Here is a 14,761-nt window from a genome sequence, read left to right as displayed (position 1 = left end):
GGTTTATAGAAAGCCGTTCACTCTCTCTTTGCCAACAACAACGAAAGCCTGAATCGAAAACTTTTTATTAGAAATAGAGGCTTTTTTTGTGCCTGAAATTCAGTGATAAAGTACCGAGCAGATTGTGCGGGTTATGGTTTATAGAAAGCCGTTCGCTTTCTCTTTGCCAACAAACAATGAAAGCCTGAATCATTGATTCAAGCTTTCAGATAAACACCAAACATTTAATTTTACGTCGGGACGGCTTGCTAACTTAGCACTCATTATTACCTTGTTGTCTCACCTGCCAAGTTAATGTTGGGGTTATGCGAATAAATGATAAATCATCGACGTATTGTTGAACTCTCGTGCTACACCAAGCCTCTGCCGTTGCACGGCTTGTAATTGGTGAAGTACTAAAGCACTGACCTTCATCTGCACTCTTAAATATTAAGCTAGAGCTGGTTAATACATCACAAGTCACGTAAGAGGCTTCTTCATAAACATCAATTGTATCTGTTTCTGTATTTGTTACACCTTCTTTACTCACCACTGTTAATACCACGCTGTAAGGGCCTTCTGATGGGTAGGTTGCGGACGCGGTAATCCCCGTTGCCGATTCACCATTTCCGAAATCCCACTGATAAGATATGATCTTGCTGCTTTGGTTTGAGCTTTTACTCGCATCGAAGCTTACAATTAACTTATTTTTTGCATAGTCAAATTTAGCCGTAGGTGTTGTTATTTCATTAACCACATTAATAGTCATTGCAGTTGTTGCTTGGGTGTTATCTTCTGCGGTTACTTTTAAATGAACAGTATGTGGCCCTGTTTCACTGAAATTATGAGTGACTTGAGGCCCTGACAACTCTTGACCTTCAATCACCCAATCAATTTGCGATAAAGAACCTTCACTATAGCTCGACGATTCGCTATTAAACGTATATATAGTTGTTGTTCTATCTGTGATGTCTATTACTGCACGTGGTGATAGGGGTTGTGTCGCTATATCTTCTACACTGATTGTTAAATTTTTTGAAAACTGAGCTAAAGCTTCTCCAGTATGACCCTCTACAGTTAACTTTACCTTGTAGGTGGCAGCTTCTTTAAACTCATATTGAGGTGCTTGTTCTGGGTATAATGAGGTTACTTGTCCTTCACCTTCTAAGCTTACTGACCAGTTAAAAGTCACGTCGCCAGTGGATTTATCAACATTATTTACGGTATAAACGGAACTGAAATTATAAATGGGTGAGTTTATATCACTAGGTGTAGCTGAAAAACTCACGGATGATATTGTTTTTAATTCGTCATCCTTATCGTCATTATCAAAGATATCCTCAGAACCGCAAGCAGTAAGCGTTGATAATAGTGCTACCAGTAGTAATTTCTTCATCGTATTTCTTCCATGAGTTGAGATTTAAAGTAACAGATCCATCTTGGCTACTCGGGTTGGAAGCACATTATCATTATAACTGATTATAAGAAGTACCAATTTAATTGTGGTACAAAACGTTGTGTCACCCTTTATTGTTGCTTTTATTGAAACGATTTAATTTATTTTAAATGGATTATTATCAAATTTAGTTATTTAGACTTAAAGGAGTCTAATTAGTAGTAATTATTAACAATTAAAATGAGTTAATCTCTTATGTAATTTTAAGATATAAGAAGTTATTAAAAATGGGATTACGATCTCACATTTTATGTGCGTTAACATTTAAGTAACAATTGCACTGGATTGGGGTTAATAACTTCTCTGTTGCACCAGATTAGTGCTATATAGCTGTATGAATGTGGATGCTTTAGATTAAGCTGTTGAATTTACTCTGTTTTAATTATTGGCACGGACGTTGAATTAAGTTTAAGTATATAGATACTCAATATACTCAGGCAAGGAGCTCTTTATGAAGCTAATAAGCGCAATCATTAAACCATTTAAACTCGATGATGTTCGTGAAGCAGTAGCAGATATCGGTGTTGAAGGATTAACAGTGACTGAAGTGAAAGGCTTTGGTCGTCAAAAAGGTCATACCGAATTGTATCGTGGTGCAGAATATCAAGTTGATTTCTTACCTAAAGTTAAGTTAGAAATCGCCACACAGAGTGAAAATGTTGATCGCATAATTGAAGCTATTAATAGTGCTGCTTATACGGGAAAAATTGGTGATGGTAAGATTTTTGTTTACGATTTAACACAAGTTGTGCGTATCCGTACGGGCGAAATGGACTCAGAAGCAATTTAAAGGAAATAAATTATGCAAGAGTTAACAACTACAGTTACTGAGCTGCGTTTTGCACTCGATACTTTTTACTTTTTAATGTCTGGTGTACTTGTGATGTGGATGGCGGCAGGTTTTGCCATGCTCGAAGCTGGTCTCGTAAGATCTAAGAATACAACTGAAATTCTGACAAAGAACATCGTGCTTTATTCTATCGCATGTATCATGTTTTTATTAGTCGGTTATAACATCATGTATGTTGGTAATGTTGAAGGCGGTATTATCCCATCATTTGGTTCTTTAATTGGCTCACAATCTGAGGGTGCCGATCACTCACTAGAATCAGACTTCTTCTTCCAAGTTGTATTTGTTGCGACAGCAATGTCGATCGTATCTGGTGCGGTTGCTGAACGTATGAAACTATGGGCTTTCCTCGCCTTCACCGTTGTTTTGACTGGTGTTATTTACCCGATTGAAGGTTACTGGACTTGGGGTGGTGGTTTCTTAGCTGAAGCTGGTTTCTCTGATTTTGCTGGTTCAGGTATTGTACATATGGCTGGTGCCTCTGCTGCACTTGCTGGTGTTTTATTACTTGGTGCCCGTAAAGGTAAGTATGGTAAAAATGGCGAAGTGCACCCAATTCCTGGTTCAAATATGCCATTAGCAACATTAGGTGCATTTATCTTGTGGATGGGTTGGTTTGGTTTTAATGGCGGCTCACAATTATTACTTTCAGATGTTGAAAATGCAACGGCTGTTGGTCAAATCTTTTTGAACACGAACGCGGCTGCTGCTGCCGGTGCTGTAGCTGCATTGCTTATCACTAAAATAATGTGGGGCAAAGCTGATTTAACAATGATTCTTAATGGTGCATTAGCTGGTTTGGTTACTATCACGGCTGACCCTCTGAGTCCTGCTCCAGCATTTGCAACATTATTAGGTGCTTTAGGTGGTGCGTTAGTCGTATTTAGTATCGTAGCATTAGATAAAGTGAAGATTGATGATCCAGTTGGTGCTATCTCTGTACATGGTGTTTGTGGTCTGTTTGGCTTAATGGTTGTTCCATTTAGTAATTCAGATGCAACATTCAGTGCTCAAATATACGGTGCAGCGATTATCTTCGCTTGGGTATTCGGAGCAAGTATCTTAGTGTGGGCAGTACTGAAAGCTACAATGGGTATTCGTGTTACTGAAGAAGAAGAAATTACAGGTATGGATATGGCTGACTGTGGTATCGATGCTTACCCTGAGTTTGTATCAGTTAAATAAATTGAGTTAATAGCAGGTTATAAATAATAAAAGCTCAGCAACTGCTGAGCTTTTTCTTTGTGTCTTTAAATATAAAGATGACTCAGTCGTGTCGATTTATTCGAAGGCACATTATTAGAATCCAATTTCTACCTATGATATTATTCACTCAGTTTCCTCATTAGAATTTTAATTCCGCATGTTACTTATTATCGATAACTACGATAGTTTTACGTTTAATTTATTTCAATACTTCTCAGAACTTGGGCAAGAAGTTGTCGTTAAGCGTAATGACGAAATTTCACTGGAGCAAATATCTATCCTGTCTCCTGATTATTTGGTTATTTCTCCAGGACCGTGTACACCCAACGATGCTGGTATTTCATTATCTGTTATCGAACAGTTTGCGGGGAAAATACCAATTTTAGGTGTTTGCCTTGGTCATCAATCTATTGCCCAAGTATTTGGCGCAAATGTCATCAAAGCTAAAAAAGTGATGCATGGTAAAACATCGAAAATACAGCATAAAGGTAAAGGCGTTTTTGCGGGGTTAAATAACCCTTTAACAGTTACGCGTTATCATTCTTTGATTGTTGAGACCTTGACGTTGAGTGACGAATTTGAGATCACTGCATGGACTGAAGATGATAAAGGTGAATTTGATGAGATTATGGCATTTAAGCATAAATACTTCGCATTAGAAGGTGTGCAGTTTCATCCAGAAAGTATTTTAACCGAGCAAGGCAAAGAGTTATTAAATAATTTCCTTCTCAAAAACCAGCTTATTTCAAGAGATTAACCTTAGCTCAAGAATTAATAAAATTTCTGCAGTGTTATTACATATTAAACTTGACGTTTGATTAATTATTTATAATTATTGAATATGTATGCATCTATTGATGCAGCTAAAGGATTTAGACATAGACGTTCACTGAGAGGAAAGGGATATGAGCAATAATGTAATGAATGTTACTCGGGTAGATTTTGATAATGTAATGGTTCCGAACTATGCCCCGGCAGCTATGATCCCAGTTCGAGGTCAAGGGTCACGTGTTTGGGACCAAAATGATAATGAATACATTGATTTTGCTGCCGGCATTGCCGTTAGCTGTTTAGGCCATTGCTATCCCCCTTTAGTTAAAACGCTGCAAGCACAAAGCCAGAAATTATGGCATGTGAGTAATTTACTCACTAATGAGCCAGCATTAAGGCTAGCCAAAAAACTGACAAATGCGACGTTTGCGGATAAAGTATTCTTTGCTAACTCCGGTGCGGAAGCAAATGAAGCGGCGTTAAAGTTAGCGCGTCGTTATGCACATGATAAATTTGGTGAAGGCAAAGATCAGATCATCGCCTTTAATCAGGGATTCCACGGCAGAACTTTTTTTACTGTCACTGTGGGGGGGCAATCGACTTACTCGGACGGATTTGGTCCTAAGCCTGGTGCTATAGAGCATGTTGACTTCAATGATCTTAATGCATTCGAAGCATTAATTAGCGACAAAACCTGTGCAGTAATAGTAGAACCTTTACAAGGTGAAGGGGGCATACATGCGTCTAATCAACAGTTTTTGATTGGTGTGCGTGCGCTTTGTGATAAATATAATGCGCTGCTGATATTTGATGAAGTACAAACAGGTGTTGGTCGTACAGGGTCTTTTTATGCTTATCAACATACCGATATCAAACCTGATATTTTAACATCAGCAAAAGGCCTCGGTGCCGGTTTCCCTATTGCGGCAATGTTAACAACAGCAACTATTGCTGATAGTTTTACTGTGGGTACGCATGGCAGTACTTATGGGGGTAACCCGCTTGCTTGTAGTGTTGCCGAGGTTGTTGTTGATACGGTTAATGATGAGGTGTTTTTAGCGCAAGTTAAAGCAAAGTCTACGATTTTCCAAGACGCATTAACCGAGATAAATAATCAATATGCTATTTTTTCTGACATTCGTGGTGAAGGCTTGTTATTGGGTGCAGAATTAACTGAGCAATATCAAGGTCAGGCAATCGCGATTATGAGGCAAGCGGCTCAAGAAGGGTTATTACTATTGGTCGCTGGCGCGAATGTTTTACGTTTTACACCCGCTCTGAATATTCCAGAAGAAGATATTCATGCCGGTATGAAAAAGCTTAGTCTTGCTATCGAAAAGTGGTTGTCCGCTTAACGATACCAATATACGGGTCAAATAGCCCCTGCATGATACCTTGCAGCGCTTAATGCTGATGGGTATTGGTAATGATGTACGTAGCGTTGTCTATGACGATACAGGGCTGTTGTTAGCTATGAAGGAAAACAGCGTGCTCAGTTCTCAGATACACTGTTTCTGGTGGTCCGCGGGAGCTGAAAACGCGTTTTTCGCTATTTACTTTGAAGAAGCAGAGCATAATGGTTCTTTGGTACTGATTGCGAAGTGAGTTGATGATTTTTATGCTGAATTGCAACATGAAGGTGAGCAGCGTAATGATACGTCAGTGTTAAGTAAACGATTGAATAAATCACATATAATAAAAGCAACGCCTGATTCATTATATAACGAATCAGGCGTTGCTTTTATTATTTTAGTAAACGGGTTGGATTAGCGTGTGCCAAATACAACAATCGTTTTACCATGAGCTGAGATCAACTCTTGCTCTTCAAGCATCTTCAAAATACGGCCAACGGTTTCACGTGAACAACCAACGATTTGACCAATTTCTTGACGAGTAATTTTAATTTGCATGCCGTCTGGGTGCGTCATTGCGTCAGGCTGTTTTGCTAAGCTTAATAGCGTTTGTGCAATACGGCCAGTTACGTCTAGGAATGCTAGATCACCAACTTTTTGACTTGTTATCTGTAGACGTTCAGCCATTTGACCTGATAAACGCATTAGAATTTCAGGGTTAACTTGGATTAATTGACGGAATTTCTTGTATGAAATTTCTGCTACTTCACATGGTGATTTAGCACGGATCCATGCGCTACGTATAGGTTCTTCAGTATCTTCAAATAGGCCTAATTCACCCATGAAGTCACCTTGATTCAGATAAGAAAGGATCATTTCTTTACCTTCTTCATCTTTAATTAGAACTGCCACAGAACCTTTAACGATAAAATACAAAGTTTCTGCTTTTTCTCCAGCATGGATCAGTGTACTTTTTGAAGGGTACTTGTGAATATGGCAGTGAGATAAAAACCATTCTAAAGTCGGGTCAGATTGTGGCTTGCCGATAACAACCATGGGTATTCCTCTGTAAGTTATTATAATCGCAAATTATGTCCGTGTTGCGATATTTTAATTTTATTATTATTACTGACTTGATAGCATAAGAGACAATAACACTAATAAGCAAGAACTGAGTTGATTTCTGTTCAATATCAACGTGAATATATCATTTTTTGAATATTGACTTGCTGTTTATTTGTGACTTTTAATTATATTTGGGATATGGGGCAGTATTTGATTACTAATGTGGTGTTAAATATTGTCTAATGCCTTCGAATTAGACATTAACGAGGTGTTTTATGAAAGCAAATGTGAAGTGGATCGACAAAATGCAACTGATGGGTACGTCAGAAACGGGTCACGGTATCCTTATGGATGGTGATCGTAATGGTATCGCAGCAAGCCCGATGGAAGTTGTACTCATGGGAATGGGGGCGTGTAGTTCTATTGATGTCGTCGATATTTTGAAGACAGGCCGTCAAAATATCCTCGGTTGTGAAGTTAATTTAACCAGCGAACGTGCTGCAGAACCGCCACGTGTATTTACTAAAATTAATGCCCATTTTGTGGTGTCGGGTAATGACCTTAATGAGAAAAAAGTAAAACGTGCTGTCGAATTGTCGATGGAGAAATATTGCTCAGTCGCTAAAATGCTAGAAAAAGCAGCTGAAGTGACCTCAAGTTATGAGATTGTAGCTAAATAAATTGGCTTGATCGCCAATTCTTAACGGTAGGTATACTGCATGCTTATTGTTAGTTTTCCTCCCCAAGTTATTGCATCCTTGTAATATAACAATGATGAAAATATACACAATAGGGTTACTGATAATATAATGTGTTGAAGATTGAACGTTAATTGTCATTTTCCTTATTGTTTACAGTCGTTTATGTTTTTATGTGTTAGCATGGTGATAGATTGTTTCGTTGTGTTATGTTGTAGAGGCTGTAATGTGCCGTCGTTATTCTGTTACCTGTAAAATTACCTTATGTGTTGTATTTAGTCTTATTACGTTGATGTTTATCGCATTGGGTTATTTATCAATATTACGTGGCGAAATGTTGGCAGAAAGGAAGTCACGTCTCGTTAATATTATTAATCAAACGGAAGCTATCTTTCAACGTTATGATCTGTATTATCAGTCTGGCGTGCTGCCACTTGAACAGGCACAAAAACAAGCCTTAAAGCGCCTATCTTTACTCGATGGGAATTATATTTTTGTCTTCGATGATAACTACACCTTGCTTGCTTCTTTAGGCGGTTTGGATAATTCAACCCATAATGTTAAAATGCTTCAAGACACTAATGGTGATTACACCTATCAAATAATCTATGAAAAAGCAAAAAAATCAACGGTTGGGACTTTCGTGAGTTATTGTTTCCCCTTATTTATTGGCGGTAAATCCGTGCGTAAGATCTCTTACAGTAAGCGTTTCCCTACCTGGGGTTGGACCTATGGCACAGGTGTTTATATTGATGATATTGATTCTATTATTAGTCATACGCTCATTTCGTTCGATGAGTTAGTCGTATAATAAATGTGTCATTCTTTATTCGTTAATAAAATTATGTTTGGATGTAAGCCATCTCCCCGATATAATCAAGCGTGAAATACTAAATTAATCGAGCAATTAACGTGTTTACAATTGTTTATCGATAATGATTACCTATACTCTCCGCGGGTATTTATTTTAGGCTAAGCTATGCACTCTATTTCAAAAAAAACACTGCTGCTGACATTGGGCTACTTTGCTCTGTGGTGCGCAGGACCGTTATTATTACAAACGCAAGGTGACTGGTGGGGGCTTCCCGTCTGGTTCTGGTTTTCTTGCCTGTTTGCACCCTTGTTACTTATTTTTGTCCTTATTTTAATGATTAAATCGACTTATCATGACTAATCTTATCCCTATTCTTATCTATCTTGTTGCCAGTTTGCTCATTACCCGTTGGTGGAGTGCTCGTCAATCAAAACAATCGGGGGACTTGTATCAAGATAAAGCCAAACGCTTTTTTATTGGTGGACGTTTTCTTAATGGCCCGTTACTCGCACTGACATTAGTTGCGACCTACACGAGCGCGAGTTCGTTTATTGGTGGACCTGGTGCAGCCTATAAAATAGGACTGGGCTGGGTCTGGCTCGCGTTGATTCAAGTACCGGTCGCCATGCTGACATTGGGCGTATTAGGGCCGAAGTTATTGGCGCTACGTAAAGCCGAACACGCGACACTGATCGAGTGGCTTGATGCGCGGTATCAAAATCGTTGGCTCACTCAATTAGCATTAGTGAGTCTGGTGGTAGGCTTCATTGCCATGATATCGGTGCAGTTCATTGGTGGCGCACGTTTATTCTCGGGGGTTAGTGGCATAAGCTACGAGCTAGGACTCGGGCTATTTGTTATCACAGTACTGGCTTATACACTTACCGGTGGCTTTCGTGCTGTGGTGATCACCGATGCATTTCAAGGTGTTTTGATGATAGTTGGTGTATTAGTCATCTTCCTGACGTTGTTGTCACAAGGAGGATTAACGGCACTCATGGCAGATGTCAGCGCGCAATCTCCGACGCTATTAAGTCCACAAGGCAATGATGGCCAGCTTGGTTGGCCAATGATGTTGTCATTTTGGATGCTGATTTGTTTTGGTACGTTAGGCTTACCGCACACTGTCGTGCGATTATTAGCGGTCAAAGATACCAATGCATTAAAACGTGGGATGATCTGGGGAACCATTATTAGCTTTTTAATGACCTTAATTCCGCATTTGAGTGGTGTATTAGGTCGGGCTTTATATCCCGATTTAACGATACCTGATGAGATCATGCCAAGATTAATTACCGGTTTGTTTAACCCGTTCTGGGCTGGCGTATTGTTGGCTGCGCCAATTGCGGCCGTGATGTCATCGGTGGATTCGATGTTATTACAGTCAGCTGTTAGCTTGGTGCGTGATGGCGCTGTACGTTGCTATCCAACGATGACAGCAAATAAGCAAGTATGGTTAACTCGCCTTGCCATGTTGCTGATTACCTTGATTGCAACTTATTTTGCGATTGAACCGCCGAAAATGATTGTTTGGCTTAATCTTGCTGCTTTTGGGGCATTACAGGCGGTGTTTTTGTGGCCAGTGCTTGCAGGACTTTATTGGCCGAAAATTTCTGGGCATGCCGCTTTATCTGCAATGTTGACAGGCCTTGTAAGTTATTTGTTATTATTGTGGTTTAAACCTGCGATGTTTGGTATTCATCCTATTGTACCTGCATTGTTAATTTCGATGTTTGGGATGTTAGTTGTTCATCGTGTCCAGCAAGCCCATACAAGTCAAAATGCATAATTGAATACGCTTTATTAGGGCAGACCTTTACTTCTCGAAGGTCTGCTTAACGCTATTGCAAGATACAAAATCTAAATATGGCTGTTTAAACGGAAGTAATAACATCGACTCTGTTATCCATTATCGCTTCAATATCAAGCCCATCTGTGGTTATATCATGTTCAATGCCCGTTATTGGATCGGTAAATTTAAGCTGTTGGGCTAATAGCTGTAATGGTTGCTTAAAATTATCGTCACATCGGTCTAATAATGTTGGGTATAACCGATCGTTTACCAATGGCATGCCTAAACTATGCATGTGTAAGCGTAATTGGTGTGTCTTACCGGTAATCGGTGACAGTCTAAATAAACCAAACTCACCTTTAACGTCAATCAGTTCTATCTGAGAGTGACTGTTAGCTTCGCCATCGTTGATCTGCATCGTGAAGCTTGGCTCACCTTTTACAATTCTATTCTTTACTGTCCAATTACGTGGAAGCGTGAGGCTACCTTCATTGTGTTGTAGTCGTAAGTCCGGCGTTAACTGAGCAATGGCTTGGTAATGTTTGGTGATATTGCCATATTTAAATAAGTCATGGTATAGATGGCGCTGCTCAGGGTGTTTAGATAGCAGCATTAAGCCTGCTGTCGCACGGTCAAGGCGATGTGCTGTTACCAGTGTTTCTATACCGGTTTTTATTCTTAGCCTATTCACTAAGCATTCATTAACGAATTGCCCGCTGGGACTGACCGCTAAAAAGTGTGGTTTGTAGGCAACAATAATGTGGTCATCTTCGTAAATAATTTTCTCTGCAAAAGGGATCTTTTTTTCTACCGTTACCTCACGGTAATAATAGACTCGCTCTCGTGGTACAAATGCACAATCTAAGGTAATTAAGCGCCCATCACGCCAATGCACTTTGCCATCAATGATCCGTTGTTGCCATATCGTCGCGTTAATCTGTTTGAAATGATTGGTGAGGAAACTAAAGACGGTGGGTTTATCCGTTACGTTTTCTGGTAGTACGATATGTGAAGCATGGGTGGCGCGAACAGTAGACATAAGATTAGACACTCGTTGAAACACAAATATGATAGGCGAGGGAGTGTACCTTAATTCATGTTCTCATTCTTGTGAACAATCACCTAGCTACATCAGTAAGCGTTATAAATACCGCTGTATTAACACTTCTAGATGTTAACTTAGTGTTAAGCGACTAAGTTGTGGTAACTTCTCTTTATTCTTTTCTCATTTTTAATCGGGTTTAGCAGCAATACGGAGCAGCTTTATTTCCCCTTTAATGAATAGCTTGTAATGGGGGGAATTATGTTCAAATGGAAAGGTATTGAGTTTAGGTTAGTTTTAGCACTCGCGATGCTATCTATGACAACACTATTTCTATCTATTGCATTGTCCTTCACGTTCAATGATTTGAACCAAAGACTCGTGGCATTAAAAGAAATAAACATGCCTGCTTTAGATAAGGCCGCACGTTTGAATGATATGGTGCGGATTATCATCACCACCTCTTCTCAGCTTGATGATGCAGAATCAAATATTGAACGCAATCACGCCATTACAAAAATCGAACAAGCTATTATGAACATGGAAAATATCATGGTGCAGTCTCCTGAATATCATGACTATTTTAAAGACTTCATTGCACAAGTCAGCAACAGTCTGAGCTTACTGTTCCAAAGCAAAGTTGAATCTCAGCACCTCAATAAAGCATTGCGTAATCTTTTAGAAGGTTTTTATCCATTGTTAAAACAAGCCAGTGCATCACTCGATCAACTGCCTGGGAATAGTAAAGATAAGATCCAATACGCGCAACTTAAATCCTTATTGTATTACCAGTTAGGTCTCATTGAAAAACTCTACAATGACTTCAGTTTTAATGAACTAGACTACACAAGTTACCGATTAGAACAAGTTGGAGAGACCTGGTGGAAACTCTGGGACAATGGTGATATTCGTCAGCAATACCCCGATTTAGATCAACAACTCATGGTGATCTATGATTTAACATCACGTACTGGCAAACTTTACACGCTTAAAAATAAAGCGCTCGATCACCGCTATCAAGAACAATATTTTCTACAAAACAGCCGAGATCATCTAAACCAGCTCACCGTTCAAATCGAAAGCAATACAGCTAAAGTAAACCAAATTATTGAGACCTCAATTAAAGCTGCACAACAATCCTTGGTGGATGATCAACGTTTATCGTTATCGTTATCGTTATTTAGTGTGTTGGCTGCTGCGGGCATTTCATGGTTCTATGTACGCAAAAATATACTCCAACGTTTACTCCAACTAAAAGACAATATGTTTGCGATTTCGACGGGCCACTTAGATACAGAGGTATCCATTAGAGGCCATGATGAAGTCACCCAAATGGCAAAGTATCTTCAAGTTTTTCAAACCACAGCGAGGGTAGTTAAACGGACCAACCGAAAATTAGAGGCGGAAGTAGAGGAACGCACCTTAGCCGAAGAGAAACTACGGATCACACAAGATGAATTAGTACAGGCAGGTAAACTGGCCGCACTCGGTCAACTCAGTGTTGGGATCACCCATGAGATTAATCAACCCCTCACAGCAGTAAATAGCCACGTGCGGAGTGCGCAACGCTGGTTAGAACAAGGTCGTACGGATAAGGCACTGATAAATTTGAAAAAAATAGAATATCTTTTAGGGAAAACCGCTGCAATCACCAGTCATCTTAAAGCATTTTCACGTAAAAGTGATGGTAAAATAGAAAGCGTTGAACTCAATTGCATTATCCAAGATGCTATCGAACTATTTGAAAGCAAACGTCATAATGTCACCATTCATTACTCAAACCAGACTTCACACTGGGTGCGTGCAAATAGCATTCGTCTAGAACAAGTATTGGTTAATCTTATTAGCAACGCTATCGATGCGGTTGAGCATCATCGCGAACCTCAAATCACGATTACAGTCAGTACGACGTTAGCTGGTACACGATTAGGTAATATTGAGATTATCGTAAAAGACAATGGTTCCGGTATTTTGGCTGAAGATCTACCACATATATTCGATCCTTTTTATACGCGTAAACTATCCGGTAAAGGCCTCGGGCTCGGATTATCCCTTGCCTATAATATTATTAAAGATTTTGGTGGTTCCATTCGAGCAGAATCGATTCAACACCAAGGCTCAGAATTCATCGTATCTCTACAGCAAGGCACACAATCATGACATTAGAAAAACACATTGTACTCATTGATGATGAAATGGACGTTGTAGAGGCGGTCAGTGAAATGCTGGAATTAGAAGGCTTTAATGTGAGTAGCTTCATCGATCCCAATCTTGGCTTGAAATCACTAAATCCAAACAGCAAGTCTGTCGTTTTGTGCGACGTGAGAATGCCATCGATCGATGGTTTAACCTTGTTAAGTTCGATCCAGCATCGAGCACCCAATGTGCCTATCATACTCATGAGTGGTCACGGTGATATTCCCATGGCCATTGAAGCAATGAAATTAGGTGCGTTCGACTTTTTGGAAAAACCACTTAATACTGATGAGCTGATCGATAAACTCAACCTTGCATTAGCGCAGTGCCAACATAGCAACACGACCCAATCAACAGACAAGGATTCGCCAGAAATTCCCATTGAATCTGTCATTATTGGCCAATCAAAGGTCATTGATAAAATTCGCCAACAAGTCTTAGTACTTGCTCATACAGGTGTTGATACCATCATCAATGGCGAAACAGGCACAGGGAAAGAAATTATTGCCCGTTCCTTACACAACTTCAGTCGCCGAAAAGATCAACCTTTTGTCGCGATTAATTGCGGGGGTATGACAGAAAGCATCATTGAAAGTGAATTGTTTGGTCATGAAGCGGGATCGTTTACCAGCGCTAACAAAAAACGCATCGGACGACTAGAACAAGCCCATGGTGGTACTTTATTTCTTGATGAAATCGAAAGTATGCCTATTGCAGTACAAATTAAACTATTGCGAGTGCTCCAAGAAAGGGTGATTGAACGTGTCGGTGGTAACACGCTTATTCCTATCGATATTACTGTTATTGCGGCAAGTAAGGCTGATTTAGCCCGTTTAAGCGAATCCGGTGAATTTCGCGCTGATCTCTTTTACCGCCTTAATGTGGCCAGTTTGCATCTTCCTTCTTTGCAGCAACGTAAAGAAGACATCCAATTGTTATTCCGTCATTTCGTTATCCAAGCAAGTCAAAAATATAAAACCCGTCCATGCTCAATTTACTCAGAACAGATACAGCAACTGTGTCGCCATCATTGGCCTGGCAATTTACGGGAATTACGTAATGTTGCAGATCGTTTTGTACTCGGTATTGTCGGTGATGGTTTTGATTTACAAACGCCAATTAGCGAATCGTGTTCTGATGAGTTTGATTTCGAAAAGCTAATGGAGCAATACGAAAGAGATGTATTGACTGAAGCGCTTGTCGAAACGTTTGGTAACATCAATGAAGTGTCTGCCAAACTCAATTTGCCTCGAAAAACCCTATATCGAAAAATGAAGAAACACCAACTTGATAAAGAAGACTTCAAAACACAGTAAAGAGCAGAGACACAAATGACCCATGAATAAGACTTCATCGTAAAGTTAAAATATAACCAACTGTTATATAAGAAAATTAATAGTTGGCATGATGAGTGCAATTACATATTAGGTGATTTAGTATCACCAGTACTGATAATTATTTGGTGCTTATTCACATTACTTATAACAGTGGATAAGCCAACACAGAAATAATAATTAATCAGCCAAATGGATAATTGCTT

General features: G+C 39.5%; 14 protein-coding genes. 11 read left to right on the top strand and 3 right to left on the bottom strand.

The features are described from left to right. Nucleotides 1-253: 253 nt before the first annotated feature. Nucleotides 254-1,375 (bottom strand): PKD domain-containing protein, encoded by a 1,122-nt coding sequence (locus AKG98_RS04545; protein WP_067042020.1) that lies wholly within the window; start codon nt 1,373-1,375, stop codon nt 254-256. Nucleotides 1,376-1,886: 511 nt separating this feature from the next. On the opposite strand from AKG98_RS04545, the gene glnK reads away from it, so the two are divergent. The 5 genes from glnK to AKG98_RS22640 all read left to right on the top strand — a co-directional run bounded on the left by glnK (nt 1,887) and on the right by AKG98_RS22640 (nt 5,867). Beyond that, entirely contained in the window at nt 1,887-2,225 is a 339-nt protein-coding gene (gene glnK, locus AKG98_RS04540) for a P-II family nitrogen regulator (protein WP_067042017.1), read from the top strand. A gap of 12 nt (nt 2,226-2,237) precedes the next feature. Further along, entirely contained in the window at nt 2,238-3,470 is a 1,233-nt protein-coding gene (locus AKG98_RS04535) for an ammonium transporter (RefSeq protein WP_067042015.1), read from the top strand. Between the two features lie 178 nt (nt 3,471-3,648). Beyond that, the gene (locus AKG98_RS04530; protein ID WP_067042013.1) at nt 3,649-4,248 is read left to right on the top strand and encodes an aminodeoxychorismate/anthranilate synthase component II; all 600 of its coding nucleotides are present in this window, start codon (nt 3,649-3,651) and stop codon (nt 4,246-4,248) included. A gap of 163 nt (nt 4,249-4,411) precedes the next feature. After that, on the top strand, nt 4,412-5,617 hold the full coding sequence (locus tag AKG98_RS04525) for an aspartate aminotransferase family protein (protein WP_198155411.1): 1,206 nt from the start codon (nt 4,412-4,414) through the stop codon (nt 5,615-5,617). A gap of 40 nt (nt 5,618-5,657) precedes the next feature. Next, nucleotides 5,658-5,867 (top strand): hypothetical protein, encoded by a 210-nt coding sequence (locus tag AKG98_RS22640; protein ID WP_228140203.1) that lies wholly within the window; start codon nt 5,658-5,660, stop codon nt 5,865-5,867. Nucleotides 5,868-6,028: 161 nt separating this feature from the next. Here the strand turns inward: AKG98_RS22640 and crp are convergent, their stop codons facing one another. Further along, nucleotides 6,029-6,670, bottom strand: coding sequence for a cAMP-activated global transcriptional regulator CRP (crp, locus tag AKG98_RS04515; protein WP_006032405.1), 642 nt, complete (start codon nt 6,668-6,670; stop codon nt 6,029-6,031). A 284-nt stretch (nt 6,671-6,954) separates the two neighbouring features. Here crp and AKG98_RS04510 point away from each other — a divergent pair, with 284 nt between their 5' ends. The 4 genes from AKG98_RS04510 (at nt 6,955) to panF (ending at nt 9,980) form a co-directional block, all read left to right on the top strand. Next, on the top strand, nt 6,955-7,359 hold the full coding sequence (locus AKG98_RS04510; protein ID WP_067041997.1) for an OsmC family protein: 405 nt from the start codon (nt 6,955-6,957) through the stop codon (nt 7,357-7,359). A 244-nt stretch (nt 7,360-7,603) separates the two neighbouring features. After that, nucleotides 7,604-8,188: a cache domain-containing protein gene (locus AKG98_RS04505; protein ID WP_067041990.1), complete on the top strand. Its 585-nt coding sequence runs from the start codon at nt 7,604-7,606 to the stop codon at nt 8,186-8,188. Between the two features lie 168 nt (nt 8,189-8,356). Then, complete coding sequence (locus AKG98_RS04500) at nt 8,357-8,551, top strand: DUF997 family protein (protein ID WP_067041987.1); 195 nt, start codon at nt 8,357-8,359, stop codon at nt 8,549-8,551. Then, nucleotides 8,544-9,980 (top strand): sodium/pantothenate symporter, encoded by a 1,437-nt coding sequence (gene panF, locus AKG98_RS04495; protein WP_067041984.1) that lies wholly within the window; start codon nt 8,544-8,546, stop codon nt 9,978-9,980. The genes AKG98_RS04500 and panF overlap by 8 nt, the downstream gene beginning before the upstream one ends. Nucleotides 9,981-10,065: 85 nt before the next feature. On the opposite strand, the gene AKG98_RS04490 is transcribed toward panF, so the two are convergent. Then, on the bottom strand, nt 10,066-11,022 hold the full coding sequence (locus AKG98_RS04490; protein WP_067041982.1) for a pseudouridine synthase: 957 nt from the start codon (nt 11,020-11,022) through the stop codon (nt 10,066-10,068). 264 nt (nt 11,023-11,286) lie between these two features. Between AKG98_RS04490 and AKG98_RS04485 the strand changes: the two genes are divergently transcribed. Both AKG98_RS04485 and AKG98_RS04480 read left to right on the top strand, forming a co-directional pair. After that, entirely contained in the window at nt 11,287-13,185 is a 1,899-nt protein-coding gene (locus AKG98_RS04485; protein ID WP_228140202.1) for a sensor histidine kinase, read from the top strand. Continuing rightward, the gene (locus tag AKG98_RS04480; RefSeq protein WP_067041976.1) at nt 13,182-14,537 is read left to right on the top strand and encodes a sigma-54 dependent transcriptional regulator; all 1,356 of its coding nucleotides are present in this window, start codon (nt 13,182-13,184) and stop codon (nt 14,535-14,537) included. Before AKG98_RS04485 ends, AKG98_RS04480 begins: the two co-directional genes overlap by 4 nt. Nucleotides 14,538-14,761: the final 224 nt, after the last annotated feature.

Origin of the sequence: Moritella sp. JT01, assembly GCF_001574435.1 — a bacterium.
Classification (GTDB): Bacteria; Pseudomonadota; Gammaproteobacteria; order Enterobacterales; family Moritellaceae; genus Moritella.
The sequence above is the reverse complement of the archived record's forward strand: the minus strand, read 5'-3'. Positions and strand labels throughout refer to the sequence as shown.

Excerpts from the sequence above, each read along its gene's own strand:
- AKG98_RS04480 (WP_067041976.1), top strand. The coding sequence starts at position 13,182 with ATGACATTAGAAAAACACATTGTACTCATTGATGATGAAATGGACGTT.
- AKG98_RS04500 (WP_067041987.1), top strand. The coding sequence starts at position 8,357 with ATGCACTCTATTTCAAAAAAAACACTGCTGCTGACATTGGGCTACTTT.
- AKG98_RS04505 (WP_067041990.1), top strand. The coding sequence starts at position 7,604 with ATGTGCCGTCGTTATTCTGTTACCTGTAAAATTACCTTATGTGTTGTA.
- AKG98_RS04490 (WP_067041982.1), bottom strand. The coding sequence starts at position 11,022 with ATGTCTACTGTTCGCGCCACCCATGCTTCACATATCGTACTACCAGAA.
- AKG98_RS04545 (WP_067042020.1), bottom strand. The coding sequence starts at position 1,375 with ATGAAGAAATTACTACTGGTAGCACTATTATCAACGCTTACTGCTTGC.
- AKG98_RS04530 (WP_067042013.1), top strand. The coding sequence starts at position 3,649 with ATGTTACTTATTATCGATAACTACGATAGTTTTACGTTTAATTTATTT.
- panF (WP_067041984.1), top strand. The coding sequence starts at position 8,544 with ATGACTAATCTTATCCCTATTCTTATCTATCTTGTTGCCAGTTTGCTC.
- AKG98_RS04510 (WP_067041997.1), top strand. The coding sequence starts at position 6,955 with ATGAAAGCAAATGTGAAGTGGATCGACAAAATGCAACTGATGGGTACG.
- AKG98_RS04535 (WP_067042015.1), top strand. The coding sequence starts at position 2,238 with ATGCAAGAGTTAACAACTACAGTTACTGAGCTGCGTTTTGCACTCGAT.
- crp (WP_006032405.1), bottom strand. The coding sequence starts at position 6,670 with ATGGTTGTTATCGGCAAGCCACAATCTGACCCGACTTTAGAATGGTTT.
- AKG98_RS04485 (WP_228140202.1), top strand. The coding sequence starts at position 11,287 with ATGTTCAAATGGAAAGGTATTGAGTTTAGGTTAGTTTTAGCACTCGCG.
- AKG98_RS04525 (WP_198155411.1), top strand. The coding sequence starts at position 4,412 with ATGAATGTTACTCGGGTAGATTTTGATAATGTAATGGTTCCGAACTAT.
- glnK (WP_067042017.1), top strand. The coding sequence starts at position 1,887 with ATGAAGCTAATAAGCGCAATCATTAAACCATTTAAACTCGATGATGTT.